Origin of the sequence: Curtobacterium sp. PhB190 (assembly GCF_004365385.1) — a bacterium.
In the GTDB taxonomy this organism is placed as follows: Bacteria; Actinomycetota; Actinomycetes; order Actinomycetales; family Microbacteriaceae; genus Curtobacterium.
In genome coordinates this window covers 370,881-396,665 of the sequence record NZ_SODN01000002.1, presented here as the reverse complement: position 1 = coordinate 396,665, position 25,785 = coordinate 370,881, and the positions used below count along the sequence as shown (strand labels likewise).

General features: G+C 71.4%; 26 protein-coding genes. 19 read left to right on the top strand and 7 right to left on the bottom strand.

Features of this window, described 5'->3' with window-relative positions; translation table 11 throughout:
* Positions 1 to 89 precede the first annotated feature (89 nt).
* From EDF47_RS04650 to EDF47_RS04635, 4 genes are all read right to left on the bottom strand, one after another.
* A complete protein-coding gene (locus EDF47_RS04650) occupies positions 90 to 629 on the bottom strand; it encodes an ATPase (RefSeq protein ID WP_131880445.1) in 540 nt (179 codons plus the stop codon).
* 2 nt (positions 630 to 631) lie between these two features.
* The gene (locus tag EDF47_RS04645; protein WP_131880447.1) at positions 632 to 1,699 is read right to left on the bottom strand and encodes an NAD-dependent epimerase/dehydratase family protein; all 1,068 of its coding nucleotides are present in this window, start codon (positions 1,697 to 1,699) and stop codon (positions 632 to 634) included.
* Between the two features lie 31 nt (positions 1,700 to 1,730).
* Positions 1,731 to 2,603, bottom strand: a complete 873-nt coding sequence (locus EDF47_RS04640) for a rhodanese-like domain-containing protein (RefSeq protein WP_165932391.1) — start codon at positions 2,601 to 2,603, stop codon at positions 1,731 to 1,733.
* 344 nt (positions 2,604 to 2,947) lie between these two features.
* On the bottom strand, positions 2,948 to 4,489 hold the full coding sequence (locus EDF47_RS04635; protein WP_123291813.1) for an MFS transporter: 1,542 nt from the start codon (positions 4,487 to 4,489) through the stop codon (positions 2,948 to 2,950).
* A 169-nt stretch (positions 4,490 to 4,658) separates the two neighbouring features.
* On the opposite strand from EDF47_RS04635, the gene EDF47_RS04630 reads away from it, so the two are divergent.
* Complete coding sequence (locus EDF47_RS04630; RefSeq protein WP_165901439.1) at positions 4,659 to 5,321, top strand: TetR/AcrR family transcriptional regulator; 663 nt, start codon at positions 4,659 to 4,661, stop codon at positions 5,319 to 5,321.
* A 155-nt stretch (positions 5,322 to 5,476) separates the two neighbouring features.
* Here EDF47_RS04630 and EDF47_RS04625 read toward each other — a convergent pair whose 3' ends face one another.
* Positions 5,477 to 7,108, bottom strand: a complete 1,632-nt coding sequence (locus EDF47_RS04625) for a phospholipid carrier-dependent glycosyltransferase (protein WP_123938396.1) — start codon at positions 7,106 to 7,108, stop codon at positions 5,477 to 5,479.
* A 66-nt stretch (positions 7,109 to 7,174) separates the two neighbouring features.
* On the opposite strand from EDF47_RS04625, the gene rsmI reads away from it, so the two are divergent.
* From rsmI to EDF47_RS04585, 8 genes are all read left to right on the top strand, one after another.
* Positions 7,175 to 7,996 (top strand): 16S rRNA (cytidine(1402)-2'-O)-methyltransferase, encoded by an 822-nt coding sequence (gene rsmI / locus EDF47_RS04620; RefSeq protein ID WP_123292295.1) that lies wholly within the window; start codon positions 7,175 to 7,177, stop codon positions 7,994 to 7,996.
* 134 nt (positions 7,997 to 8,130) lie between these two features.
* On the top strand, positions 8,131 to 9,708 hold the full coding sequence (metG, locus tag EDF47_RS04615; RefSeq protein ID WP_123291816.1) for a methionine--tRNA ligase: 1,578 nt from the start codon (positions 8,131 to 8,133) through the stop codon (positions 9,706 to 9,708).
* Positions 9,705 to 10,613, top strand: a complete 909-nt coding sequence (locus tag EDF47_RS04610) for a TatD family hydrolase (RefSeq protein WP_131880457.1) — start codon at positions 9,705 to 9,707, stop codon at positions 10,611 to 10,613. The genes metG and EDF47_RS04610 overlap by 4 nt, the downstream gene beginning before the upstream one ends.
* The gene (gene rsmA, locus EDF47_RS04605) at positions 10,613 to 11,464 is read left to right on the top strand and encodes a 16S rRNA (adenine(1518)-N(6)/adenine(1519)-N(6))-dimethyltransferase RsmA (protein ID WP_131880459.1); all 852 of its coding nucleotides are present in this window, start codon (positions 10,613 to 10,615) and stop codon (positions 11,462 to 11,464) included. The genes EDF47_RS04610 and rsmA overlap by 1 nt, the downstream gene beginning before the upstream one ends.
* A gap of 92 nt (positions 11,465 to 11,556) precedes the next feature.
* Positions 11,557 to 11,829 carry a hypothetical protein gene (locus EDF47_RS04600; RefSeq protein ID WP_131880461.1) on the top strand — a complete coding sequence of 91 codons (273 nt, stop codon included), beginning with the start codon at positions 11,557 to 11,559 and terminating at the stop codon, positions 11,827 to 11,829.
* A 2-nt stretch (positions 11,830 to 11,831) separates the two neighbouring features.
* Entirely contained in the window at positions 11,832 to 12,365 is a 534-nt protein-coding gene (locus EDF47_RS04595) for a PIN domain-containing protein (RefSeq protein ID WP_165932392.1), read from the top strand.
* A 37-nt stretch (positions 12,366 to 12,402) separates the two neighbouring features.
* A complete protein-coding gene (locus EDF47_RS04590) occupies positions 12,403 to 12,942 on the top strand; it encodes a hypothetical protein (protein ID WP_131880465.1) in 540 nt (179 codons plus the stop codon).
* A 52-nt stretch (positions 12,943 to 12,994) separates the two neighbouring features.
* Positions 12,995 to 13,420 carry a hypothetical protein gene (locus EDF47_RS04585; RefSeq protein WP_123291822.1) on the top strand — a complete coding sequence of 142 codons (426 nt, stop codon included), beginning with the start codon at positions 12,995 to 12,997 and terminating at the stop codon, positions 13,418 to 13,420.
* 117 nt (positions 13,421 to 13,537) lie between these two features.
* On the opposite strand, the gene EDF47_RS04580 is transcribed toward EDF47_RS04585, so the two are convergent.
* Positions 13,538 to 14,278 (bottom strand): SDR family NAD(P)-dependent oxidoreductase, encoded by a 741-nt coding sequence (locus EDF47_RS04580; RefSeq protein WP_131880467.1) that lies wholly within the window; start codon positions 14,276 to 14,278, stop codon positions 13,538 to 13,540.
* Positions 14,279 to 14,380: 102 nt separating this feature from the next.
* Here EDF47_RS04580 and EDF47_RS04575 point away from each other — a divergent pair, with 102 nt between their 5' ends.
* The 5 genes from EDF47_RS04575 (at position 14,381) to EDF47_RS04555 (ending at position 19,812) form a co-directional block, all read left to right on the top strand.
* On the top strand, positions 14,381 to 15,223 hold the full coding sequence (locus EDF47_RS04575; protein WP_111084701.1) for a helix-turn-helix transcriptional regulator: 843 nt from the start codon (positions 14,381 to 14,383) through the stop codon (positions 15,221 to 15,223).
* A gap of 179 nt (positions 15,224 to 15,402) precedes the next feature.
* The gene (locus tag EDF47_RS04570; RefSeq protein ID WP_123291824.1) at positions 15,403 to 16,401 is read left to right on the top strand and encodes an alpha-L-glutamate ligase; all 999 of its coding nucleotides are present in this window, start codon (positions 15,403 to 15,405) and stop codon (positions 16,399 to 16,401) included.
* 109 nt (positions 16,402 to 16,510) lie between these two features.
* Complete coding sequence (locus EDF47_RS04565; protein WP_131880469.1) at positions 16,511 to 17,563, top strand: LLM class flavin-dependent oxidoreductase; 1,053 nt, start codon at positions 16,511 to 16,513, stop codon at positions 17,561 to 17,563.
* Complete coding sequence (locus EDF47_RS04560) at positions 17,563 to 18,870, top strand: PLP-dependent transferase (RefSeq protein WP_131880471.1); 1,308 nt, start codon at positions 17,563 to 17,565, stop codon at positions 18,868 to 18,870. The genes EDF47_RS04565 and EDF47_RS04560 overlap by 1 nt, the downstream gene beginning before the upstream one ends.
* Before the next feature lie 9 nt (positions 18,871 to 18,879).
* Positions 18,880 to 19,812 (top strand): 4-(cytidine 5'-diphospho)-2-C-methyl-D-erythritol kinase, encoded by a 933-nt coding sequence (locus EDF47_RS04555; protein ID WP_111084697.1) that lies wholly within the window; start codon positions 18,880 to 18,882, stop codon positions 19,810 to 19,812.
* Positions 19,813 to 19,860: 48 nt separating this feature from the next.
* Here EDF47_RS04555 and EDF47_RS04550 read toward each other — a convergent pair whose 3' ends face one another.
* The gene (locus EDF47_RS04550) at positions 19,861 to 21,513 is read right to left on the bottom strand and encodes a glycosyltransferase family 39 protein (RefSeq protein WP_133937677.1); all 1,653 of its coding nucleotides are present in this window, start codon (positions 21,511 to 21,513) and stop codon (positions 19,861 to 19,863) included.
* Between the two features lie 95 nt (positions 21,514 to 21,608).
* On the opposite strand from EDF47_RS04550, the gene EDF47_RS04545 reads away from it, so the two are divergent.
* The 5 genes from EDF47_RS04545 to EDF47_RS04525 are packed head-to-tail and all read left to right on the top strand — an operon-like array spanning position 21,609 to position 25,781.
* Positions 21,609 to 22,679, top strand: coding sequence for a HesA/MoeB/ThiF family protein (locus tag EDF47_RS04545; protein ID WP_166673184.1), 1,071 nt, complete (start codon positions 21,609 to 21,611; stop codon positions 22,677 to 22,679).
* A 53-nt stretch (positions 22,680 to 22,732) separates the two neighbouring features.
* Complete coding sequence (locus tag EDF47_RS04540; RefSeq protein ID WP_133937673.1) at positions 22,733 to 23,149, top strand: TOBE domain-containing protein; 417 nt, start codon at positions 22,733 to 22,735, stop codon at positions 23,147 to 23,149.
* Positions 23,146 to 23,955, top strand: a complete 810-nt coding sequence (gene modA / locus EDF47_RS04535; protein ID WP_133937671.1) for a molybdate ABC transporter substrate-binding protein — start codon at positions 23,146 to 23,148, stop codon at positions 23,953 to 23,955. Before EDF47_RS04540 ends, modA begins: the two co-directional genes overlap by 4 nt.
* 3 nt (positions 23,956 to 23,958) lie before the next feature.
* Positions 23,959 to 24,759: an ABC transporter permease gene (locus EDF47_RS04530; protein ID WP_131846675.1), complete on the top strand. Its 801-nt coding sequence runs from the start codon at positions 23,959 to 23,961 to the stop codon at positions 24,757 to 24,759.
* Positions 24,756 to 25,781, top strand: coding sequence for an ABC transporter ATP-binding protein (locus tag EDF47_RS04525; RefSeq protein ID WP_133937669.1), 1,026 nt, complete (start codon positions 24,756 to 24,758; stop codon positions 25,779 to 25,781). The genes EDF47_RS04530 and EDF47_RS04525 overlap by 4 nt, the downstream gene beginning before the upstream one ends.
* Positions 25,782 to 25,785 lie beyond the last annotated feature (4 nt).

The following is a 25,785-nucleotide window of genomic DNA, read 5'->3' as shown; positions in this document are numbered from 1 at the left end:
GCTCCAGCGTGCCCCGTGGCGACTGAGCGGGCCAGCGACGGAGGCGATCTGTGGACGGATCGCGGAGTCCACAGGCCGCAGCGGGACGGTCAGCGGGGGAGCCACCCCGTCAACGCGGCGAGACGCTGTGCGACCTGGGTGGGGGTGAGACCGTCCGTGTCCACCCGGGTGACCGTGTCCCCGGAAGCCGAGTCGAGCCTCCCGGCCGTCCGCGTGCTGTGCGCGAGCTGCGCCTGCGGGACCTCGCCACCCGACCGTCGGGCCAGCCGCTCGGCGGTGGGACCGTCCGCCGCGCGCAGCAGGACCGTCGTGACCACGGGGTCGTCGCCCATGGCGGCCGCCAGACGCTCGTGTTCGAGCACGGAAACGGTGTTCGTGTAGACCAGCCGGTGGTGGCCGAGCTCGCGGTAGGACGTCCACAGGGCGGCGAGGTTCCGTTCCGCGAGCCGCGCCTCGGGGTGCTCGACGTGCGGTGCCGGGTGCGCCAGGTCGAGCAGGTCGCCCTCGATCACCGCGTGGCGCACGTCCGCGGCGACGAGCAGGTCGTGCAGCGCCTCGGCAGCGGTGGACTTGCCGACACCGGACCGCCCGCCGATGAACAGGACCTCGGAGCGGGGCGTGCTCGGCACCGTCACCCGAGGCCCAGCGACAGGAGCGCGAGGGCAGCGTCCTCGGGGCCGTAGTCGAACATGCGCTCCCAGAACGGGTCGTCGGCCCACGGCACGTCACCGTCAGCCGGTGTGGACTGCGCCGTCTCCACCAACCAGTCGAGTTCGGGCAGGACCGCGGCCGCGAAGGTCGGCGGCTGCCACCCGAGCGCGCGTGCCGCCGTCGTGTCGAGGACGAACGGTGACGGCGACGACCAGGGGGTGGTGCCGACGAAGGCAGGGGCGTCGGCGTCGAGCAGGACCTCGTCGAACCGGTGGTCGAGGTGTCCAGCGATGGTCCGCACGATCTCGAGCGCCGTCGGAGCGGTGTCGTCGGCGACGTTGAGGATGCGCCGGTCCGGAGCGTCCGCGACCAGTCGGACGAGCGAGCCGATGCCGCTCGCCGCCGTCGTGTGGTCCACACCGCGGCCGTGGTCGGCGAGCAGGATGCGTTCCCGGCCGTCGAGGACCCGGCGGACCACGAACCACTCTCGCGGTCGACCGATGCCGACGCCGTAGACCTTCGACGGGCGCAGCACCGTGACCGGGGCGCCGTGGTCGAGCAGCACTTGCTCGGACGCCACCTTCGCCGCGCCGTAGCCGTCACGGCTGGTCGGGTCGCCGTCGCCCGCCGTGACGGTCGGCTGGATCTCGGTGACCGCGGCGCCGAAGACCGGCTTGTCCGTCGAGTTCGCGTGCCGGCCCTGGTCGTCGACGTAGACCGCACGCGAGGAGACGAAGACGCTGGAACCGACGTCGTCGAGGAACGGCAGGAGCTGCGTCGCGTCGTCGCGGGTCAGCCCCACGGTGTCGACGAGCAGGTCCGCGCCGGGGCGGAGGAGGTCGCGCAGGGTGCTCGTGTCGCGGCGGTCACCCGCGGTGAAGGTCGCGCCGCGGGCGGTGAGGGAATCGGCTGCCGGGCCACCGCGGCGCGCGATGACGTCGACCTGCCAGTCGTCGCCGCCCCGCCCGGAGGCGTCGAGGAGTTCACGCGCGACGGCCGAACCGATCCCGCCGGTACCGCCGAGGATGACCGCGCGTCTGGAGCTCATGCGCCAACGCTAGCCGGGGCGCGCGTCGTCGTCAGGACGCCATGGCCTCGGGCTCGTGCCGCCACCAGTCCAGCAGCGAGCCGTCGTACACGGTGACCTTGTCGTGGCCGAGCACGGTCAGCGCCAGGGCATCGACGCACGCGGCGCTGCCGACCCCGCAGTACGTCACGATCTCGTCCTCGCCGACGACCGCGGCGAACGCCTCGGCGAGCTTCGGCCCGCGCAGGTACGCGTTGGTGTCCGGGTCGACCAGGGTGTCCACGGTGATCGGGGTGCTCCCCGGGATGATCGGCGGGTGGTCGTCGCCGAGGGCCGCTGCGGGCGCCGCGAACACCAGTGCCGCGGGCTGTTCACCCGTCACTGCTCGGCGGACACGGGCGTGGTCGGCCCAGAGCGGGCGTTCTTCACCGGCGAGGAAGGCGCTGTCGTCGTCGGGCGCCTTCGCCGGCGATGGTGAATGGCGCAGTGCACCGACGCGGACCGGCCGGCCCTCGTCGCGCCACTTCGTGAACCCGCCGTCGAGGACCGCGACGGAGTCGAAGCCGAACGACCGGAAGATCCACCACAGCCGCGCCGACCACTCGCCGATGCTGTCGTCGTAGACCACGACCGTCGAGGTGTTCGTGACGCCGAGGTCGCCAGCAGCTGCCTCGAACCGCTCGGCACTCGGGCGGGTGAAGGGCACCTCGGCGCCCGGCGTGGAGAACGCGTCGACGAGGTCGGCGAAGCGGGCGCCGGGGACGTGCCCGCGCTGCTCGTAGGAGGCGACCGCGGAGTGCCACATCGTCTCGAGGCCGGTCCCCACCGTGTGCACGGAGGCGTCGAGGACGACGAGCTCGTCACCACCGAGGTGGTCGGCGAGCCACTGCGTCGACACGAGCGGCGAGGTCAGGACGGGGGCCATGCCGCACACGATAATGCGGACCACTGACGGGTGACAGGGAAACCGACACACTGCGCAACCGGGGCGCGTGTGGTGGCTGGTGCGTGCGCATGTTCCGCCGATCCACGAGTTGTTCGACCGGTGGTTCGTCGCAACATGCACACGCAATGACTGCGGGTGCATGTTCCGACGATCCACGCGTTGAACGACTCGTGGAACGTCGCAAAACCCGTGCGACCCGGCACCCGCCCCCGCCCGCAACCGCCCCCGCCCGCACCCCAGCCCCACCCTGCCCCGCCACACACACACGCACGAACGGCCCGCCCCGGCAGAACCAGGACGGGCCGTTCGGACGAGCTGAGGCGTCAGTGTGCGGCGGCGGGGATGCTCCCGGTCGTCGTGGACGCGGCGTGGGCGAGCCGGTCGAGCCGCACCGACTGCCGGTTGATGAGCAGGCCACCCGCCAGGGCGACGAGCACGAGCACACCGGCCGAGATGCCGAACGCCACGTGGTAGCCGTCGAGCGTGGCCTGCGCCTGCTGCAGCTTCGTGGGTGCCGCCGACAGCCCGGTCAGGCTGTTCTTCACGACGTCGGCGAAGATCGTCGACAGCAGCGCCGTGCCGATCGAGCCACCGATCTGCTGCATGGTGTTCACCGTCGCCGAGGCCACACCGGCGTCGGCTCGGGCCACCCCGGTGGTCGCGGTGTTCATCGCGGACGAGAAGATCGTGCCCATGCCGAGCCCGATGACGATCAGCGCCGGCAGGACGGTGCCCGCGTAGGAGCTGTCCAGGTCGGTGCGCAGCAGCAGGAGCAGGCCGATCGCGGCGACGAGGCCACCGGCGAAGATCAGGATCTTCGGGCCGATGCGCGGCAGCAGTCGCCCACCGATCTGCGTCGCCGAGATCATGATCGACAGCGGCATCGGCAGGAAGGCCAGACCGGTCTGCAGCGAGCTGAACCCGAGGGTCTGCTCGAGGTAGTAGGTCAGGAACAGGAAGATGCCGAACATGCCGATCGCCACCAGGCCGATCGCGATGAACGACCCGCCGCGGTCACGGTCGAGCACGACCCGCAGGGGCAGCAGCGGGTGCGCCACACGGGTCTCGATGAACACGAACGCGGCGATCAGGACGACGCCACCGGCGAGCATCGCGATGGTGACGGGGGAGTCCCAGCCGTTGGTCTCGGCGTTCGAGAACCCGTAGACGACACCGACCAGACCGGCGGTGATGGTGATGACGCCGGCGACGTCGATGCGCGGCCGGTCGACCTTCGGCGGCTTCTCCATGAACACGAGCGCGCCGATCACGCCGAGCACGGCGAAGACGACGTTGACGTAGAGGCACCAGCGCCACGACGCGTACTCGGTGAGCACGCCGCCCAGGAGCAGGCCGATGGCCGCACCGGAACCGGCGATCGAGCCGAAGATGCCGAACGCACGACCGCGCTCCTTCGGGTCGCGGAACGTGGTGGTCAGCATGCCGAGCGCGGACGGTGCGAGCAGGGCGCCGAAGACACCCTGCAGGGCGCGGGCCGCGACGAGCAGGCCGAACGAGTCGGCGAGGCCGCCGAGCACGGACGCGACCGCGAAGCCGACCAGGCCGATGATGAACGTGTTCTTGCGGCCGAACAGGTCGCCGAGGCGCCCGCCGAGCAACAGGAGCGAGCCGAACGCCAGCGAGTACGCGGTGACGATCCACTGGCGCTGGTCGGTGCCGAACCCCAGGTCGGCCTGGGCCGAGGGGAGCGCGATGTTCACGATGGTGGCGTCGAGCACGACCATCAGCTGGGCGAGGGCGATGACCGCCAGGGCGATCCAGCGGTGGTTGCTCTTGGCGGGGGTAGTGCCAGAAGTCGTGGGTGCTGCCCCGGTGGGGGTCGGCACGGTGTGTTCTGCCGTCACGGCAGCCTCCTTCGAGAAGGTTGGAGGGGGAGCACGAAGCGCGCACCGTCGGGCGTTTCGAAGAGGAGAGGTGTCAAACGGATGCACGGCATCCGTTTGTCGACAGTGTAGACCGAAACGGAAGGTCCGCATCCACTTATTCCCAGAAAGTTCAACTAGGTTCGGCATCGTGAGCACCACCGAGTCCGCGCCCGACCTCGAGCGCCCGCTGCGCGCCGATGCGGCACGCAACCGCGAGCTGATCCTGCAGACCGCTCGCAAGTGCTTCGCGGAGCGCGGGCTGTCGGTCACCCTGAACGACATCGCGCACGAAGCGGGGGTCGGTGTCGGCACCGTGTACCGACGCTTCGCCGACAAGGACTCCTTGATCGAGGCGCTGCTCGCCACCAAGTTCGAGGCGATGAACGACGCAGCGGCCCGCGCCGCCGACGTCGTCGACCCGCGCGAGGCCCTGCGGGTCTACCTGACCGGGGTGTTCGAGTTCCGCGCCCGCGACCGTGCGCTCGCCGACGCCATCGTGCGTGCGGGCAAGGCGCGTCCGTCGATCGTGCAGGAGCGTGACCGGTTGGAACGCCAGGTCTCCGCGATCATCGGGCGGGCCGAGACTGCCGGGGTGGTCCGCCCCGGCTTCGACTACCGCGACCTCCCGATGCTCACCGCCATGGTGGGTGCCGTCGCGGACGCCACCCGCGAGCACGACCCGAACGCCTGGCGCCGGTACGCCGAACTCCTCATCGAGGGCGTCCTGCCGCAGACCCGGACCGCGCCGAGCATGGTCGGCGACCCGCTCGACCGCGAGTCGATCGAGCGCGCGCTGCACGCGCAGTCCTGACGCGTCCCCGCGGACCGCGCGCGGCTCGGGTGCCAACCGACCCCGGACGGGAGGCCCGTGGCGGGCCCGACCCGTGCCTCCTGTCCGGCGGTCTGGTCGCGACCAGTGCGCCGGGCCGGTCGCGACCAGCGCGCCGGGCCGACACCCGACGCGCGCTACAGCCAGCTCGGCAGCCAGTAGTGCGACCGGATGAAGTCCCACGGCACCTGGATCGCGGTCCACATCGGGTACCAGTACGCCGACGCGAGCACGACCACGACCAGGTACACGCCGACCCAGACGATCGCCCGGGTCCGTCGGGGCCGCGGATCGGTCCGTGAGCCGAGCACCAACCCGATCGCCGCCGCCAGTGCCATCACCATGAAGGGCTCGAAGGCGATCGTGTAGAACTGGAAGACCGTCCGGTTGACGTACATCAGCCACGGCAGGTAGCCCGCGGCGACGCCGAGCAGGACGAAGCCGTACTGCCACTGTCGGCGCAGGATCCAGAGCACGAGCAGCGCCACGGTCGCGATGACCGCCGCGTACCAGATGAACGGGTTCGCGACGCCGGTGATCGCCTCGCCGCAGCGGCTCGCCGAGCAGCCGTCCTGGCCGGCATCGGTCCCGACGTAGAACATCGACGTGGGCCGCTGCATCACGAGCCAGAGCAGCGGGTTCGCCTGGTACGAGTGCGGCGTGTGCAGCCCGATGTTGAAGTTGTAGATCTCCGACTGGTAGTGCCACCAGTTCTGCAGACTGTCCGGCACCCACCGGAGCAATCCGGTCCAGCGTTCGCCGCCGGAGGCCAGCCAGTTCCGGTCCCAGCCGTCCTTCGACACGAACCAGCCGGTCCACGACGCGACGTAGGTGACGGCGGCGATCGGCACGGTGAGCAGGAACGACACGGGGGCCTGCTGCAGCAGCGCGCTGGACGACCAGAACTCGACCCCCGCACGGCGGCGCATCATCATGTCGCTCAGCACGGAGTACACGGCGAAGAACGCCAGGAAGTACATCCCCGACCACTTCGTCGCGGTGGCCAACCCCATCGTCAGCCCCATCGCGAACAGCCACGGACGCCACCAGAGCACGGGCCCCCACAGGGTGTCCCGGCCGGCGGCGACGCGCTCGGCGACCCAGTCGTCGAGCCGCCGCTGACTCCGGCGCCGGTCGAGCAGGAGCGCCCCGAACCCGAGCACGACGAAGAACGTCAGGATCCCGTCGAGCAGCGTGACGCGGGACATCACGATGGCCTGGCCGTCGATCGCGAGCAGGCCGCCGGCGAGCGTGCCGACCAGGGTGGAGCGGAACAGCGACCGGGCGATCACCGCGGTGAGGAACACCGTCGCGATGCCGAGCACGGCGACGGCGAACCGCCAGCCGAACGAGTTGTCCGCCCCGAACAGGAGCATGCCGAGCCCGATCAGGTACTTGCCGAGCGGCGGGTGCGCGATGAACTCCGCGGCGCTGGTGAAGATGTCCGTCTCACCACTCGAGAACCGGTCGTCGGTCGTCGGGGCGGAGTCGCTGCTCGGGTTCGCCGGCCAGGTGCCCTCGTAGCCGAGGTGGACGATCGACCAGCCGTCCTTGACGTAGTAGGTCTCGTCGAAGACCAGGGAGTGCGGGTTCCCCAGGTTCGCCAGGCGCAGCACGGCGGCGAGCAGCGTCACCGCGATCGGTCCGGCCCAGCGCCACACCGCGACGCGCTGGGCGGTGGAGAGCACCCGCCCCCACCAGTCGTCGAGGCGCGAGCCGACCGGCCCGTCGGACACGGCCGTGCGGTCGTCGGTCAGCTCGCTGGTCATCGTTGAGCATCCTACGGATCGACCGCATGTCCGCGCTGCGACCCCGCTGCGACGACAATGGGTGGCGTGATCGTCCTCGCAGCAACCCCCATCGGCAACCTCGGGGACGCCTCGCGCCGTCTCGTCGAGACCCTCTCCAACGCCACCGTGGTCGCGGCGGAGGACACCAGGACCGCCATCCACCTCATGCGTGCCCTCGGCATCGAGAACCGTCCGCGGCTCATCGCCCTGCACGAGCACAACGAACGGGCGAAGGCGTCCGAGGTCGTCGAGCTCGCTCGTGACGAGGACGTCGTGGTCCTCACCGACGCCGGCATGCCCGCGATCAGCGACCCCGGCTTCCCGCTCGTCGAGGCAGCGGCAGCCGCTGGCGTCACGGTCACGGCACTGCCCGGCCCGTCGGCGGTGCTCATGGCGCTCGCCGTCTCCGGACTGCCGACGGACCGCTTCACGTTCGAGGGGTTCCCGACGCGCAAGGGCGGGGAGCGTCGCCGCGCGTTCCAGGCGCTCGCGGGGGAGCAGCGCACGATGGTCTTCTTCGAGTCGCCGCACCGGTTGGCCGAGACGCTCGCCGACATGGCCGTCGGGTTCGGGGGCGACCGTCGTGCCGCGGTCTGCCGTGAGCTCACGAAGCTGTACGAAGAGGTCAGGCGCGGTCCGCTCGACGAGCTCGTCACGTGGGCATCAGAGGGGGTCCGGGGCGAGATCTGCATCGTCGTCGCCGGTGCCGCCGAGGCCACCGAGGAGGCGACGCTCGACGACGGGGTCCGCCTCGTGCTCGAGCGGGTGGCCGCCGGCATGCGCATGAAGGAGGCCGCAGCGGCGGTCGCGGACGCGACCGGGCTGTCGAAGCGGGACCTGTACGAAGGGGCGCTCGCGGCGCGCTGAGCGGGGCTCGTCACGTTCGCGTCGGCCGGTCTGGAGGCGCGGGGCGGGCCCGCCACGGGCCTCCCGGATCCGGTTTTCCACAGTCCACCGCCGCGCGCGTCATCCGGGTTCCGCGCGCCCGTAGGATGGTCCGCATGTCCGCCGGGTCCTCGTTCAGCATCACCACGCCGATCTTCTACGTGAACGACGTGCCCCACATCGGGCACGCCTACACCGAGGTCGCCGCGGACGTCCTCGCGCGCTGGCACCGGCAGCGGGGTGACGACACCTGGCTGCTCACCGGCACCGACGAGCACGGACAGAAGATCCTGCGCACCGCCTCGGCGAACGAGGTCACGCCCCAGGAGTGGGCCGACCGACTCGTGACCGAGGCGTGGAAGCCGCTGCTCGACACCGTCGACGTGGCCAACGACGACTTCATCCGCACCACCGACGAGCGCCACGAGCGCGGTGTGACGGCGTTCCTGCAGAAGCTCTACGACGACGGCTTCATCTACGCCGGCGAGTTCGAGGGCTTCTACTGCGTGGGCTGCGAGGAGTACAAGCAGCCGAGCGACCTGGTCCCCGGCACCGGTGCGTACGAGGGGCAGCAGGTCTGTGCCATCCACTCGATCCCGGTCGAGGTGCTGTCCGAGCGCAACTACTTCTTCCGCATGTCGGACTTCGAGCAGCGCCTGCTCGACCTGTACGAGTCGAACCCGCTGTTCATCCAGCCGGAGAGCGTCCGCAACGAGATCATCTCGTTCGTGAAGCAGGGCCTCCGCGACCTGTCGATCTCGCGGTCCAGCTTCGACTGGGGCATCAAGATCCCGTGGGACAGCGACCACGTCCTGTACGTGTGGTTCGACGCCCTGCTCAACTACGTCACGGCGCTGGGCTACGGCACCGAGGACGACGAGGCCTTCAAGCGCCTGTGGCCGAGCGTGCACATCGTCGGCAAGGACATCGCCCGCTTCCACGCGGTCATCTGGCCGGCGATGCTCATGGCTGCCGGCCTGCCTGTACCCGAGCGCGTCTTCGGTCACGGCTGGCTGCTCGTCGGGGGCGAGAAGATGTCCAAGTCGAAGCTGACCGGCATCGCGCCGTCGGAGATCACCGACACCTTCGGCTCCGACGCCTTCCGCTACTACTTCCTCCGCGCCATCACCTTCGGGCAGGACGGCAACTTCAGCTGGGAGGACATCTCGGCGCGGTACCAGGCCGAGCTCGCGAACGGCTTCGGCAACCTGGCCTCGCGCCTGGTCGCGATGCTGCAGAAGTACTTCGACGGCGCAGTGCCGGCGCGCGGCTCGCTGACCGAGTCGGACCAGGCGATCGATGCCCTGGCGGTCTCGGTCACCGAGCGTGCCGACGCAGCCATCGCCGCGTTCGCCCCGCACGAGGCGATCGCCGCCGTCTGGGAGCTCGTCGATGCCCTGAACGGGTACATCACCGAGCAGCAGCCGTGGGCCCTGGCGAAGGACGACGCGAACCGCGAGCGGCTCGGCACCGTCCTGACCACCGCGCTCCGTGGGCTCGGCACCGTCGCGGTCCTGCTCTCCCCGGTGATGCCGAAGGCCACCGAGAAGCTGTGGGCGTCGATCGGTGCCGGCGGCTCGATCGCCGAGCAGCGAGTCGATCGTGCCTTCGAGTGGCAGGGTGCTTCGCACGTCGTGGCGCTCGAGAGCGGGCTGTTCCCGCGCATCGAGCAGGCGGAGCAGGGCGCCGCGTGACCGACGCCCACCTCCGCTCCCGTGGCGACGGGGACGGCTCCAAGCGCGACCTGACCTACCCGCCCCTGCCCGAGGCGCTCGTGGTCCCGGTCTACGACAACCACACGCACATGGAGATCGCCGACGGTGGCGACGGGGCGCTCGACTACCGCGAGCACCTCGGCCGTGCCTCGAGCGTCGGCGTCCGCGGTGTCGTGCAGGTCGGCACCGACCTCGCCACTTCGCAGTGGTCCGCGTCGATCGCCGCCCGTGAACCCCGCGTGCTCGCAGCGGTCGCACTGCACCCGAACGAGGCGCCGTCGCTGCAGGAGCAGGGGCTGCTCGACGAGCACCTCGCCGGGATCGAGGCGCTGGCAGCGTTGCCCCGCGTCCGGGCGATCGGTGAGACCGGGCTCGACTTCTTCCGCACCGGTGAGGACGGGCGCGACGCCCAGATCCGTTCGTTCGAAGAGCACATCCGCATCGCGAAGGAGCACGGCCTCGCGCTGACCATCCACGACCGCGACGCGCACGACGCCGTGGTCGAGGTGCTCGACCGCGTCGGGGCTCCGGAGCGCACCGTGTTCCACTGCTTCTCCGGCGGACCCGACCTGGCTCGGCTCTGTGCCGAGCGCGGTTGGTACATGTCGTTCGCCGGCACCGTGACGTTCAAGAACGCGGCACCGCTCCGCGAGGCCCTCGTCGTCGCGCCGCGGCACCTGATCATGGTCGAGACGGACGCGCCGTTCCTGACCCCGACGCCGTACCGCGGCCGGCCGAACGCCCCGTACCTGATCCCGATCACCCTGCGGTCGATGGCGGAGACCCTCGGCACCGATGCCTCGATGCTCGCCGCGCAGATCGCGTCGAACACCGAGCTCGTCTACGGTGCGTGGGACGCCGAGCCCGTGACGGTGGACGAGTAGTGGGCGCGCTGCTCGGCCCGGCCGAGATCCGGGAGCTCGCCGCCGAACTCGACGTGACCCCGACGAAGAAGCTCGGGCAGAACTTCGTGCACGACGCCAACACCGTCCGGCGCATCGTGTCGGTCGCCGGCGTGACGCCCTCGTCCCGGGTGCTCGAGATCGGACCCGGCCTCGGCTCCCTGACGCTCGGGCTCACCGAGACCGGTGCCCCCGTCACCGCCGTCGAGATCGACAAGCGGCTCGCGGCGCGGTTGCCGTCGACGGTGAGCGCGATGCAGCCGGAGGCCTCGTTGACGGTCGTGCAGCAGGACGCGATGACCGTCGCCGCTTCGGACCTCGACACCGAACCGACGCACCTGGTCGCGAACCTGCCGTACAACATCTCGGTGCCTGTGCTGCTGCACCTGCTCGCGACCTTCCCGTCGATCGAGCGGTCGCTCGTGATGGTGCAGGCCGAAGTCGGGTACCGCCTCGCGGCGGGCCCGGGCAGCAAGGTCTACGGGTCGCCGAGCGTCAAGGCCGCCTGGTACGGCTCGTGGAGCACGGCCGGGCTCGTCAGCCGACAGGTGTTCTGGCCCGTCCCGAACGTCGACAGTGTGCTCGTGGCGTTCGACCGGCACGAGCCCCCGGGGGACGAGCGGCTGCGGTCGCGGGTGTTCACCCTGGTCGATGCGGCGTTCCAGCAGCGTCGGAAGATGCTGCGGCAGAGCCTGTCCGGTGTGCTCGGCGGCAGTGCCCACGCCTCCGAGGTCCTGACGGCGGCGGGCATCGACCCGACGGCGCGGGGCGAGGCGATCGGGGTCGACGACTTCGTGCGGCTCGGTCGGACGGTCCTGGCCGCTGCGGAGTAGCTCGTCTCCCGTCTCGGATCGGCGAAATACGGAATGTTTGTTACCGTCCGTTCGGTGCTCCTACGGTTGATCACATCGACCAAGGAGACACCATGCAGCCGACCGAACCACGCCGACCGAACCGCCGCGGCCTGACCGAGGAACAGCTCACAGCGGGACGTCGTCGCGCATTGCTCAGCGCGGATCCCGGTCGGCAGCGGGGGCCGAAGATCTTCACCGAAGCCGAACGGCAAGCGCTGTTCGCTCGGACGCCGCGACCTGAAGGCACGTTCGAAGAACGTCGCGAGCGCCGACGGCGCGCGATTGAGTCGATCGATCCGGACTTCTGGGTCGAGCCGACCGTCTCGTTCCACACGCATCCCTGACCGTGTTCGAGCGACTCACGCCCGAGCATTTCGACCAGCACCGGGTCCTCGAGTTCAACGACTGCGCCGCCCGCCCGGACGCCGTCCTCGTCGAGTCGAGCTTCATCCGGAGCGCGCTGCGCCGGACCGATCGTCACAAGGTGGAGGCGGTCGCGTTCCTCGACCACCTCGACCTCGCAGGTACAGAGATGATGTACAGCGCCTACACGGAGTTCGAGGTTCTGCGAGCTGCTCACGGCATGGCCACGGAAGCCGCTCGTCGCCATGTCGCCGCATGGCGAGAACTGTTGCGGTCGACGCAACTGCACTGGGTCGGGATCGATGCCGTCAGCGATGAGGTCCCAGATCTCATGGAAGAATTCGGCCTGACCGTCTCGGGTGCATTGCACGTCGCAACAGCTCGGCATTGGGAAGTCGACGGCTTCGTGACGGTCGATCCTGCGTTCGGGGTCGTCGACAAGGAGCGCCTCCCGCTGATCATCGACGCCGAGGGTGCTCAGCTCGCGCGTCGCCTGCGGACCGGTTCCCAGCGCTGATCCGCGAGGGCGCTGTCCTCCGGCCTACGATGACGGCATGACCGACGGAACGGTTCGCTCGCACGCGCAGGGGATGGCGCCGGACCGTGTCCTCGCGGCGACGGGCAAGTCACCGGACGAGTGGCACGCGCTGATCGACACGGCGGGCGGAGCCACCATCGGGCACGCTGCGATCGCTTCGTGGATCGTGGATCAGGGCGTCGAGCCGTGGTGGGCGCAGGGCATCACCATCGGGTACGAGCAGGCTCGTGGGCTCCGCATCCCCGGTCAGCGCTCGGACGGCACCTTCGCGGTGTCGGCCTCGCGGCAGGTCCACGGTGAGCGCGAGGCGGTGCTCGATCGGATCGTGCCGGTGTTCGCGGCCGCACTCGGGTCCACGCCGACGTCCGAGCGCCGCGGCGGCAAGCGCCCGTCGGCGCGGTGGACCTTCCCCGACCGCGAATCCGTGCTGCTGAACACCGAGGACGGTCCCAAGCCCGACACGGTCCGCATCTCGGTGCAGCGGGAACGGCTCACCGGCCCCGAGCGGATGCCCGACGCCAAGGCCGAACTGCAGCAACTGCTCGCCGGACTCTGAGCCCGCGAACGGGGGAGCGCGCGCAGGACCCGCGGACCCCTACGATCGGCGGGTGCGTCGCATCACTCTTTCCCAGTGGCTCGCGATCGTCGCCGTGCTCGGCGGGCTCGTCATCGAGTTCTTCGCCGTACCCGCTGTCGTGCGGGACCCGGCGAACGACGCGGCGTGGGCGGGTGCGGTCCTCGGGGTCGCATTTCCGGTGTTCGGTGTCGCGGTCTCGGCGTTCCGAGACGATCCGAGCGACGTCGATGACGACTTCCGGCCGCCGATGCGCCTCGACCGGCTGGGCCGGGTGGCCGAGGGGGCACTGGCCGTGACGGCGTTCACCGCCGCCTGGGCGGTGACACGGCTGCACCACAAGCCCCTCGACTCGGCGTTGTACAGCGCGGTGATCGCCTCGGCGCTTCCGCTCGCGAGCCGTGCCCTCGATCGGCTCGCCCGTCGCCGTGGTGAGCAGGCCGACGGCGCTGACGACTGACGCGCTCCTCGCACCGTGCGAGGCACACCACGCGTGGTGCGAGGTTCCGTGGTCGGTGCGAGCCGAAGTGCCTCGCACGGAACGCGGAACCTCGCACCGTTCGAGGCGTCGCCCGGGTCAGTGCGCGCGCGACGCCATCGCCTCGAAGATCTGCTGGTGCGTGCCGTCGCGCTCGGCGAACCGGAGCGGCAGCACGTTCTGCACCAGGATCTCGGGCGAATCGCCGGCGGACAGCAGCCCGATGACCTCGTCGGCGAAGGCGTTCAGCGGCATGCCACCGAAGTCCGCTCCGCCCATCAGGTCGGTCGACACTGCCGGGGGAGCGAGTTCGAGCACCGACACCGGGGTGCCGAGCAGCTGCTGACGGAGCGACTGCGTGTACGAGTGGATGCCGGCCTTGGTGGCGTTGTACGTCGGCGTCGCGGTGAGCGGGACGAACGCGAGGCCGGACGAGACCGTGACGATGGTCGAGGTGGGCTGCGCCAGCAGGTGCGGCAGGAACGCGTCGATGAGGCGGATCGTGCCGACCAGGTTGGTCTGGATGATCTCGAGCGCGTCGTGGATGTGGTCGGGGGAGCGCAGGTCCTCGTTGCGCATGATCCCCGACATGGTGACGAGGGCGTCGAGCGACGGGTACGCCTCGAGGACGGAGGCGGCGGCCTTCTCGATGGATGCGGCGTCGCTCACGTCGATCTGCACGGTGCCGAAGCCGTGCTCGGCGGCGAGCGAGTCGAGGAGCGACTGGCGACGCCCGCCGATGACGACGGTGCTGCCCGCGGCCTGCAGGCGCTGGGCCAGGGCGAGGCCGATGCCCGAGGTCGCGCCGGGGATGAAGACGGTGGAGTTCGTGATGTCCATGTCCACCACCATGCGCCTCCGTCGGCAACCCATCCAGACCTCGGTCATCGGGGGATCGGCGATCCCTGGCACGGCGGCGCGAACCGGACGACAATCGGGACCATGGACCGCGCTGCACTCGCCGACTTCCTCCGCCGTCGCCGCGAACTGCTGCGCCCCGAGGACGTCGGCCTCGGTCAGGGACCACGACGCCGGACGCCTGGTCTCCGGCGCGAAGAAGTCGCTGCGCTCGCGGGCATGTCGGTCGACTACTACACACGCCTCGAACAGCAGCGCGGACCGCAGCCGTCGGAGCAGATGATCGCCGCGATCGCCCGGGCGCTCCGCTGCAGCCTCGACGAACGCGACCACCTGTTCCACCTCGCCGGACAGAACGCCCCGACCCGGTTGCACCGCGCCGACCACGTCGACCCCGCGATCCTGCGGGTGCTCGACCGGCTCGAGGACACCCCCGCGATCGTGGTCAGCCACCTGGGCGAGACGCTGGTCGAGAACCGGCTCGCGGCGGCGCTGCTCGGGTCGTCCGTCAGCCTGCCCGGCAACGAGCGCTACCAGGCGTGGCGGTGGTTCGTGACCGGCGACGAGCTCGCGAAGTACGCGCCGGAGCAACACGAGCGACTGGCCCGGGTCGTGGTGGCGTCGCTGCGGGCGGCAGTGGGGCTGGCCGGACCGGGGGACCGTCGGGCCACCGAGCTGATCGCCGAGCTCGAGACCCGCAGCCCCGAGTTCCGCGAGCTCTGGGCACTGCACGAGGTGACGAGTCGCTGGTCCGACAACAAGACGATCGTGCAGCCGCAGCTCGGCCGGATCACCGTCGACTGCCAGGTCCTGCACACCGACGACCAAGCCCAGGCGCTGTTGCTGTTCACCGCGCCCCCAGGGTCCGAGGACGCGCAGAAGCTCGAGCTCCTCGGCGTCGTCGGTCAGCAGGCCTTCGCGGGCTGACGCCCCGCACGGTGCGCGTCCGTCCGGCTCGTGCGAGGTTGACCACTCGGTGCCGCCCTACAGGCCGGCACCGAGTGACCAACCTCGCACCACGCGAAGACGCACCCGGACGCACCACACGGAGCAACCGCGCGTCACACACTTGGCCGCGTGCGGTATACCGTGCCTAGGGTGGGCGGGTGAGCACTCCCCGCGTGTACGTCATCCACGAGAACCCCGAGTGGTTCCCGCCGCTCGCCGCAGCCTTCGAGGCCGAGGGCGTCCCGGTGCAGGAGATCCTGCTGACCGAGGGACAGATCGACCTCGGTGCCGAGCCGGAGCCCGGTGTGTACTGGTCCCGCATGTCGGCGTCGAGCCACACCCGCGGCCACGAGCACAGCAAGGAGTACACCCGCGCGGTCCTCGGCTGGCTCGAACGAGCGGGTCGCCAGGTTGTCGGCGGCAGCCACGTGCTCGAGCTCGAGGTCTCCAAGGTGGCCCAGCACGGGCTGCTGCAGCACGCCGGGTTCGACGTGCCCCGCACCACCGCCGTGTTCGGCACGACGACGCTCAAGCAGGCGGCACGGGACTTCACGAACGGCCAGGACGTCCCGTTCATCACGAAGCACAACCAGGGCGGCAAGGGCCTGGGCGTCCGCCGGTTCGACTCGCTCGCCGAGTTCGACGCCTACGTCGACTCGCCGGAGTTCGAGGCGCCGGTCGACGGCATCACGCTGCTGCAGGAGTTCCTGACGGCCCGTGAGCCCTTCATCACCCGCGTCGAGTTCGTCGGCGGCGAGTTCGTGTACGCCGTCCGCGTCGACACGAGCGCCGGCAGCTTCGAGCTGTGCCCGGCCGACGCGTGCGAGGTCCCCCAGGTCATCGCCGGAGCGGTCTGCGACGTGCCCGGAACCGAGACCGCCGGAGCACCGCCGGCGTTCAGCGTCCGGACCGAGGTCACGGCCGAGCACCCGCTCGTCCAGCAGCTCCGCACGTTCCTCGCCGACCAGCGCGTCACGATCGCGGGCGTCGAGTTCATGGAGACCACGGACGGCCGCACGGTCGTCTACGACATCAACACGAACACGAACTACAACCCCGCCGTCGAGGAGTCCGCGCCGGCCTCCGGCCCGCGCTCCATCGCGCGCTACCTCGGTGGCCTGCTGGAGACGCAGTACGCGGCGCAACTCACGGCCTGAGCACGCAAGAACCACCGGACTGGAGGCCCGTGGCGGGCCCCGCCACGGGCCTCCCGTCCGTTCCGCGCCCCTTCCCGGGCACTCCCCACCTCCCCAAGGAACTCACCCCGTGCGATTCGGATACTGGACCCCGCTCTTCGGCGGCTGGCTGCGCAACGTCGACAACGAGAACATGCCGGTCACCTTCGACTACGTGAAGCGGCTGGCGCAGCGCGCCGAGCGGATCGGCTTCGACCTGACGCTCGTGCCGGAGCTCAACCTCAACGACATCAAGGGCACGGCCGCGCCGTCGCTCGAAGCCTGGTCGCTCGCCGCGGCCATCGCGGCGACGACCGAGCGCCTCGAGATCATGGCGGCCATGCGCCCCGGCTACCACCTGCCCGCGGTGACGGCGAAACAGGCGGCGACGATCGACGACATCTCGTGCGGTCGCTTCACCTTCAACGTGGTGAGCGCGTGGTGGGCGGAGGAGGCCAAGCAGTACGGCGGCATCTTCTCGGAGCACGACGACCGCTACAAGCGGACGGCGGAGTTCGTCGAGGTCATGAAAGGGATGTGGCGGGAGACGCCGTACTCGTTCTCGGGCGAGTACTACGACATCGAGAACGCGCACCTCGAGCCGAAGCCCCGCGTGACCCCGCGCATCTACGCCGGCGGCGAGAGCGAGGCGGGCAAGGCCGCGATCACGGGGTACGCCGACGCCTACGTGACCCACGGCGGCACGGTCGAGGAACTCCGCACGAAGATCGCCGAGATGAAGCAGCGCCGCATCGACGCCGGACTGCCGCCGTTCGAGGCGTTCGGCATGGCCGCGTACGTCATCGTCCGCGAGACCGAGGAAGAGGCGCAGGCCGAGCTCGCACGGATCACCGACGTGCAGCACGGCAACGCGTACGAGTCGTACCAGGACTTCATCTCGAAGTCGCAGCTCGAGCACGTCCCCTCGCTCGAGGACTACTCGGTGTCGAACCGCGGCCTGCGCCCCGGGTTCGTCGGAACGCCGGCGCAGGTCGCTGCCCGGATCAAGGAGTTCGAGGACGCCGGGGTGGACACGCTGTTGCTGCAGTTCTCGCCGCAGCTCGAGGAGATGGACCGCTTCGGCGAACAGGTCATCCCGCTCGTCCGCCCGTCGGTGGTCGCGGCGTCCGAGGCGGTCGTCTGATGGGCACGACCGAGGAGGAGTGGGCGTTCGAGACCCGGCAGATCCGCGCGGGCTTCAAGGCCGACCCGGGGTTCGGTGGCAACGTCCCGCCGATCGCCCAGACCGCGGCCTTCGTCTACCCGTCCGGTGAGGACGCGGCGGACCGCTTCATGCTCAACGCCCCGGGGCACACGTACTCGCGCGTGAACAACCCGTCGGCGGCGGCGCTCGAGCGGCGCATCGCGGACCTCGAGGGCGGCGTCGGCGCGCTCGCGCTGGCGTCCGGCCAGGCGGCCACGTCGTTGGCCGTCCTCGGCGTCGCGCGGGCCGGTGACCACGTCGTGTCGAGTGCCTCGCTGTACGGCGCGACGTACACGCTGTTCGCGTCGACGCTGCACGACCTCGGCATCGCGTTCACCTTCGTGCAGGACCCCACGGACCTGGACGAGTGGGCTGCCGCGGTGCGTCCGGAGACGAAGGCGTTCTTCGGGGAGTCGATCCCGAACCCGCGCGGTGACGTCCTGGACTTCGCCGGGGTGGCCGGGGTCGCGCACGACGCCGGCGTCCCGCTCATCGTCGACAACACGATCGCGACGCCGTACCTGGTCCGGCCGATCGAGCACGGCGCGGACATCGTCGTACACTCGGCGACGAAGTACCTGGCCGGCCACGGCAGCGCCATCGCCGGACTCATCGTGGACAGCGGCAACTTCGACTGGGCGGCTCTTCCGGAGCGGTTCCCGCAGCTCGCGACCGCCGAACAGTCCGGGTTCGCGAACACGGACTTCGCCGAGAAGTTCGGGCGGCGCGCGTTCATCCAGCGCACCCGGTCGAAGCTCTCCGCCGACCTCGGTCCGGCGATCGCCCCCTTCAACGCCTTCCTGGTGCTGCAGGGCATCCAGACGCTCTCCCTGCGGATGGAGCGGCACGTGTCGAACGCGGCCGCCGTCGCGTCGTGGCTGGACGCGCACGACCAGGTGCTCGGCGTGCACTACGCGGGACTGCCGTCGTCGCCGTGGCACCACCTGCAGCAGCGGTACGTGCCGAAGGGGCCGTCGGCGGTCCTGGCGTTCGACCTGGACGGCGGGGTCGAGGCCGGACGGCGGTTCGTGGCCGCCCTCGAGCTGTTCGACCACGTGTCGAACATCGGTGACGTCCGGTCGCTCGTCGTGCACCCGGCGTCGACGACCCACGTGCAGATGACGTCGTCGGAGCGGGCTGCGGCCGGTGTGGGCGACGGGCTCATCCGGCTGTCGATCGGCCTCGAGCACATCGACGACGTCCTCGCCGACCTGGCGCGGGGCTTCGCGGCAGCCGCAGCGGGATAGGTTGGGGGCATGACCACGTTGGCCGCCCCGACCCGCGTGCGGACGCGCGCCCCCGGCAAGATCAACGTGTTCCTGTCCGTCGGTGCGCTGCAGGACGACGGCTACCACGACGTGGCGACCGCGTACCAGGCCGTGTCGCTGTACGAGGACGTCACGGCCGAGCACGCCGACGACTTCTCGGTGACCTTCACCGGCCCGATCGACACGTCGAACGTGCCGGTCGACGAGTCGAACCTGGCGATCCGTGCGGCCCGGCTGGTGGCCGACGCCGCTGGGCACCGGGGCGGAGTCCGGTTGACGATCGACAAGCAGGTGCCGGTGGCCGGCGGCATGGGTGGTGGCTCGGCGGACGCCGCGGCCACGCTGCTCGCCGTGGACACGCTCTGGGGCACCGCCCTCGGGCGTGAGGAACTGCTCCGTCTCGCCGCGCAGCTCGGCGCGGACGTGCCGTTCGCCTTCGCTGGTGGCACGGCCGTGGGCACCGGCCGCGGCGACGAACTCAGCCCCGCACTGGCGAAGGGCGAGTTCCACTGGGTCCTCGCGCTGAGTGACGACGGCCTGTCGACCCCGGCGGTGTACCGTGCGCTCGACGAGCACCGGGAGCGCTACCGCGCCGACATCGCACCGGCGCCGTCCCACCCGGTGGTGGAGTCGAACGTGCTGCAGGCGCTGCGTGCCGGCGACCCCGACCTGCTCGCCGACTGCGTCCACAACGACCTGCAGGCCCCGGCCATGCGGCTGCAGCCCGGACTCGCGTCGACCCTCGAACTCGGCGAGAAGGCCGGAGCGCTCGCGGGTCTGGTGTCGGGCAGTGGCCCGACGGTGGCGTTCCTGGTCGGTGACCGTGACGCCGCGCTCGAACTGCAGGTCGAGCTCAGCGCTGCCGGCCTGGTCGCGCTCCGTGCCACCGGACCGGTGCACGGCGCCCGCCTCGTGCACTGACCGTACGACAGACGCTGACCGTCCGACGAACGCTGATCGGCCGTCAGCTCAGCGGCTGTACTTCCACAGGATGACCGTGTCCGTGTGCCAGTACCGCACCACGTGGAAGCCCTGGTCCTTGAGCGTCTCGGAGACCTCTGGGCGGATGTTCCGCGACTTGGCGCCGACGAACCAGACGGTGTCGATGTCGGCCAGGCGTGCCGGCACGGTCGTGGCGATGTCGCCGTTCACGTTCCACAGCTGACCGCGCTGCGCACCCGTGCTCGCCACCGCCAGGTCCCGCATGCCGCTGAAGGCCTCGGGGTAGGCGTCGGCGATGACCTGCGCCGTCGCGGTCGGGTGCTCCCACACGCTGCCGTAGATCACTCCTTCGTCGGCGTCGGTGGTCACGTTCCGCTCGCGTTCGATGATCGCCGCCGCGTTCGCCCAGTGCGAGGACTGCTTGGCGTGCGGCAGCCGCACGATCGTCGACGTCGGCACGGACACCAGGACCATGGCCACGACGGCCATCGCGATCCAGCGCCGCGGACGGATGGCCGTGATCGCGAGTCCGATCAGGAGCGCCACGAACGGCAGGCTGATGCTCGCGTACTTGGGGGAGTACAGGTGCTCGCCGGCGGCGGTCGCGGCGACCAGCAGCGCGGTGGGCACGATCGTCAGGGGCACGGCGACCCGGACGGCCTGCATGCGGAGCACGTCGCTGGCGGCCGGCGACGGGCGTCGGGCCGCGCGCACCGCCAGCACGACGGCGACGATCATGAGCAGCCACCCGAGGGCGGCGTACGGGTAGACGACCCCGAACCACGCGGTCGCGAACACCTGGCGCAGGGTGGCCCACCCGATGCCGGTGATCCAGCCGACCTGCTTGGCCTGACCGGCGGCGAGTCCGATGAACGGCAGGACCACGACGGCTGCGGCGGAGGCGGCGACGGCCCAGCGGACGACGACGGCGCGGTCCACCATCGCCGAGGGCACCGTGCCACTGCGATCCGTCACCGTGGCCTGCCGTCGGGCCGCCCGGTCGGCGACGCCGGTCCACGCGAGCACGACGCCGTGCGCCACGACGGCGAGGGACAGGTACACGTTGAACAGGACGGCCACGGCCGCCAGCACGCCGTAGACGACCCACCACCGCGTCGCGTGGTGCCGCACCCGGGTGCGACGGACCGCGGTCAGGCCGACGAGTGTGAGCAGCGCGGCGAAGGTGGTGACGGTCGCGTACGGGCGGCCCTCGGTGCCGGCCCAGGCGACGCGGGGCAGCAGCAGGAAGACCAGACCGGAGACGACCCCGAGCCGGACACCGCCGAGCCGCCGGCCGAGCGCCACCACGAGGGCGGCGGCGATCCCGATCGCCAGGGCACTCGGGAAGCGGAGCGTGAACGGGGAGTAGCCGACCAGCGCGAGCCAGACGTGCATGAGCGCGTAGTACAGGCCGTGCACGGCGTCGACGTTCTGCAGCTCCGCCCAGAGCGCCGGCCAGTTGCGCTGCGCACTCGTCAGAGTGGCGGCTTCGTCGTACCAGACCGACGGCACCCACGTGAAGGCGGCGGCGACGACCACTCCGACCACACCGACGGTGATCTCCGGCGCACGCACCAGGGCCCGCACGGTCGACAGGGCGAGTGCCCGGAGCCGTGCGCGCGTCGACGCGTCCGACGTCGTGCGTCGGACCGTGACGGTGCCGGTGCGGGGAGAACTCACGCCCGCGACCGTACCGAGCGGCACTGAGCATCCGCCGCGTCCACCCGCTGAGCATTCACATGCAGGGATTCGGCGCGACCGGCCAGAATGACGGGATGGACCCCCTCGTCGCCCCCGTCGCAGCGCTCTCCCCGTGGCGGACACGGCTCGGCTCGCGGACCGCTGCCTTGTCCGACGTCGGCGCCGTCGGGCTCCGGCGGCTGGCCGCTTCACGCGTCCTGGTGGTCGGCGCCGGCGGGCTCGGGGCTCCCGTCGTCGCGTACCTCGCGGGCGTCGGACGGCTCACGGTGGTCGACCCCGACGTCGTCGACGCCTCGAACCTCGCGCGCCAGACGCTCTTCACCGCTGCCGACGTCGGATCGTCGAAGGCCGGGGTCGCCGTCGCCCGGGCCCGCGCCGTCGACCCGGAACTCGACGCCGTCGCCGTGGTCGGGTCCTTCACCCCGGAGCTCGTCGCCGGGCACGACGTGGTCGTCGACGCGGCGGACTCCGTCCTGGTCACCCGAGCGGTCTCGGACGCCTGCGCCGACGCCGGCGTGCCGTTCGTCTGGGGCACGGTGCTCGGTCACGACGGCCAGGTCAGCGTGTTCCGCGACGCCGGACCCGACGGCGTCGACTTCCACGACCTGCACCCCGAGGCCCTGCCCGACGAGGGCTCCTGCGCCCTGGACGGCGTCGTGCCGGCACTGTGCGGCGCCGTCGGAGCGGTGATGGCCGGACAGGTGCTGGCCCTGGTCACCGGCACCGGCGAACCGCTGCTCGGGCGCGTCCTGACCGTCGACGCACGCCGCTGGCGGTGGAGCGAGAGCCTCGTCCGGCGCGGACCGGCATCACACCGACCCGTCGTGGTCGCTCCCGCTCGGACCGACCGCATCGCCCCGTCAGCGCTCGCCGCGCGCCTGGTCGACCCCGCGGACCCGGTGGTCGTCGTCGACGTGCGCACCGACGCCGAACGGGCGGACGGTGTGGTCGCCGGAGCCGTCACGGGCGACGCGGTCACTGGCGACGCCGATGCGGCGGACGTGGTCGTCTACTGCGCCCGTGGCCCGCGTGCGGACGCGTGGGCTGCCGCACAACCGGCCTGGAGGCACGTGGCGGTCCTCGACGGCGGGTTCGAGGCCTGGCGCCGCGAAGGGTTGCCCGTGGCGAACGGGCTGATGTCCTGATCCGACACTGATCGGCTCCAGAGCGCCGCTTCCGCGGCTAGGATCGTCGTATCATGACGCAACTGCGGATCCGCGATGCTGCTGCCTTCCTCGGGGTGAGTGACGACACCGTGCGCCGACTCGTCGACGGGGGCACCTTCGACCGGGCCACAGACGACGCCGGTCGCGCCGTCGTCGACGGTCGACAGGTGGCCGAGTACGCCCGGGCGCGGAGCACCGAGCTGACCGCCCCGGACACCGGCGTGAAGAGCTCGGCACGGAACCGCTTCGTCGGCATCGTCACCGACCTGGTCGTCGACACCGTCATGGCGCAGGTCGAACTGCAGTGCGGCCCGCACCGCGTGGTCTCGCTCATGAGCGCCGAGGCGGTGCGCGACCTCGGGCTCGAGGTCGGGTCCGTCGCCGTCGCATCCGTCAAGGCCACGATGGTCACCGTCGAGGCGCCCACCCACCAGGAGGACCCCCGATGACCCGACGTCCCCGCTCGCTGCTCGTGCCCCTCGCCGTCGTCGCGGCGCTCGGCCTGGCGTCGTGTTCCACCGCCGACGCTCCGGCCGGGTCGTCGTCGCCGTCATCGTCGTCGAGCGCGGACGCAGGCGTGTCGGGCTCGATCACGGTGTTCGCGGCGGCGTCGCTCCAGAAGACCTTCACCACGCTCGGCAAGGACTTCGAGCTCGCGAACCCCGGCGCCTCGATCGAGTTCTCGTTCGCGGGGTCGAGCGACCTGGTCACCCAGATCCAGAACGGCGCCCCCGCCGACGTGTTCGCCTCCGCCGACGAGGCGAACATGGCGAAGCTGTCCTCGACCGACCTGGCGAGCGGGTCACCGGAGGACTTCGCGACGAACGTCCTCGAGATCGCCGTCGCGCCGGGCAACCCGAAGGGCATCACGAGCCTCGACGACCTGACCGGCTCCGACGTCCAGCTCGTCACGTGCGCCGCCCCGGTGCCGTGCGGCGCCGCGACGGCGAAGGTCGAGTCCGCCTCGGGCGTCGACCTGCAGCCCGTCAGCGAGGAGCAGTCCGTCACCGACGTGCTCGGCAAGGTCGAGTCCGGTCAGGCCGACGCCGGGCTGGTCTACGTGACCGACGTGCAGGGTGCCGACGGCAAGGTCGACGGTGTCCCGTTCGACGAGTCGAGCAAGGCCGTCAACACGTACCCGATCGGCGTGCTCAAGGCGTCCGAGGACCCGGAGCTCGCGCAGGCCTTCTCCGACTACGTCCGGTCCGCCACCGGCCAGAAGGTGCTCACCGCCGCCGGGTTCGGGAAGCCGTGACCCGTGGCCTCGCGGGCTGACGGACGGCCGCCGGTCGCCTGGTGGCTCCCGCTGCCCGCGGTGCTGGGCGGCCTGTTCGTCGTCGTCCCAGTGCTCGCGATGCTCGGTCGGGTCGACTGGTCGTCGTTCGTCGCCCTCGTCACCTCGACGGCGTCGCTCACGGCCCTCGGGCTCAGCCTCGGCACCGCGCTGACCGCCACTGCCGTCGCGTTCGTGCTCGGGTACCCGCTCGCCGTGCTGTTCGCCCGGTCCCGGTCACGGTGGGTGGGTGTCGCCCGCGCCGTCGTGCTGCTGCCGCTCGTGCTGCCGCCCGTGGTCGGCGGGCTCGCGCTGCTGGCGGCGTTCGGTCGCCTCGGGGTGGTCGGGGCGTTCCTCGACGACCACGGGCTGCACATCGCGTTTACCACGACAGCGGTCGTCATCGCGCAGACGTTCGTCGCCATGCCGTTCCTGGTCTCCTCGATCGAGGGCGCGCTCCGCGTCGAGGGGGACCGGTACGAGCGGGTCGCCGCCACCCTCGGCGCCGGTCCCACCCGCACGTTCCTCACCGTCACGACCCCGAGGGTCCTGCCCGGCATCGTCTCCGGCCTGGTGCTCTGCTTCGCGCGAGCGCTCGGGGAGTTCGGCGCGACCCTGACGTTCGCGGGCAGCCTGCAGGGGGTCACCCGGACCCTGCCGCTGGAGATCTACCTGCAGCGCGAGGTCGATCCGGACACCGCCGTGGCACTGGCGGTCGTGCTCGTCGTGGTCGCCGTCGTGGTCATCGGCGCCTCGTCGCTCCGGACCCGGGGCGTCGCAGCGTGACCGGGGTCACCGCGCGCATCGTCGTCGAGCGACGCGGGGTCGACGTCGCCCTCGAGGTCGCGGCAGGGGAGTGCGTGGCCGTCATCGGGCCGAACGGCGCGGGCAAGTCCACGGTGGTCGAGGCCCTTGCCGGCCTGCTGCCGATCGACGCCGGACAGGTGGTCCTCGGCGGCACCGTCGTGTCGGACCGGCGGCGGACCGTCCCCGCACACCGCCGCCGCATCGGACTCGTCGCCCAGCGGCCCGACCTGTTCCCGTTCCTCGACGTGGTCGGCAACGTGGCGTTCGGCCCGCGGGCAGCCGGCGTCCGACGCGCCGCGGCCCGTGCCCGCGCGCTCCGTGCCCTGGCGGCCGTCGGCATCGACGACCTGGCAGGACGGAGCCCGGACACGCTGTCCGGCGGGCAGGCCCAACGCGTCGCGATCGCCCGGGCGCTCGCCACCGACCCGGCGGTCCTGATGCTCGACGAACCGACGTCGGCGCTCGACGTCGCCGCGCGCGACGAGGTCCGTGCAGCCCTCCGCACCGCGATCGCCGGGCGCCCGAGCGTCCTGGTGACCCACGACCCGGTCGAGGTCGTCGCCCTGGCCGACCGGGTCGTCGTCGTCGAGCACGGCCGGGTCGTCGAGGACGGCACCCCAGAGGCCGTGCTCGGACGGCCCACGAGTGCCTTCGCGGCGGCGTTCTCCGGACTCGCGCTGGTGCGCGGGACCGCCACCGCGGGTGGGATCGCGACCGACGGCGGGGGCGAGTTGGCGTCGGGGACGCACGCCGTGCCTCCCGGTCGGCCCGCCCTGGGCGCCTTCCACCCGACGACCGCCGTGCTCACGCGGGACGGCGCCGGACCGGAGCGCTCCGTCACGTCGCTCGAACCGCGGGACGGTCTGGTGCGGGTGCGCGCCGGCGACCTGGTCGCGGACCTGACCCTGGCGCGCGTCACGGCACTCGGGATCGGACCCGGCGACGCGGTCCACGTCGACGTCCCGGCGTCCGAACTGGCGGTGTACGCGCCGCGCGGTTGAGACA

Coding starts and splice junctions, on each gene's coding strand:
- EDF47_RS04640 (WP_165932391.1), bottom strand. CDS start 2,603: ATGGCCCCCGTCCTGACCTCGCCGCTCGTGTCGACGCAGTGGCTCGCC.
- EDF47_RS04575 (WP_111084701.1), top strand. CDS start 14,381: ATGGACCGCGCTGCACTCGCCGACTTCCTCCGCCGTCGCCGCGAACTG.
- EDF47_RS04625 (WP_123938396.1), bottom strand. CDS start 7,108: ATGACCAGCGAGCTGACCGACGACCGCACGGCCGTGTCCGACGGGCCG.
- EDF47_RS04560 (WP_131880471.1), top strand. CDS start 17,563: ATGGGCACGACCGAGGAGGAGTGGGCGTTCGAGACCCGGCAGATCCGC.
- EDF47_RS04590 (WP_131880465.1), top strand. CDS start 12,403: ATGACCGACGGAACGGTTCGCTCGCACGCGCAGGGGATGGCGCCGGAC.
- EDF47_RS04645 (WP_131880447.1), bottom strand. CDS start 1,699: ATGAGCTCCAGACGCGCGGTCATCCTCGGCGGTACCGGCGGGATCGGT.
- EDF47_RS04600 (WP_131880461.1), top strand. CDS start 11,557: ATGCAGCCGACCGAACCACGCCGACCGAACCGCCGCGGCCTGACCGAG.
- EDF47_RS04580 (WP_131880467.1), bottom strand. CDS start 14,278: ATGGACATCACGAACTCCACCGTCTTCATCCCCGGCGCGACCTCGGGC.
- EDF47_RS04545 (WP_166673184.1), top strand. CDS start 21,609: ATGGACCCCCTCGTCGCCCCCGTCGCAGCGCTCTCCCCGTGGCGGACA.
- metG (WP_123291816.1), top strand. CDS start 8,131: ATGTCCGCCGGGTCCTCGTTCAGCATCACCACGCCGATCTTCTACGTG.
- modA (WP_133937671.1), top strand. CDS start 23,146: ATGACCCGACGTCCCCGCTCGCTGCTCGTGCCCCTCGCCGTCGTCGCG.
- EDF47_RS04540 (WP_133937673.1), top strand. CDS start 22,733: ATGACGCAACTGCGGATCCGCGATGCTGCTGCCTTCCTCGGGGTGAGT.
- EDF47_RS04555 (WP_111084697.1), top strand. CDS start 18,880: ATGACCACGTTGGCCGCCCCGACCCGCGTGCGGACGCGCGCCCCCGGC.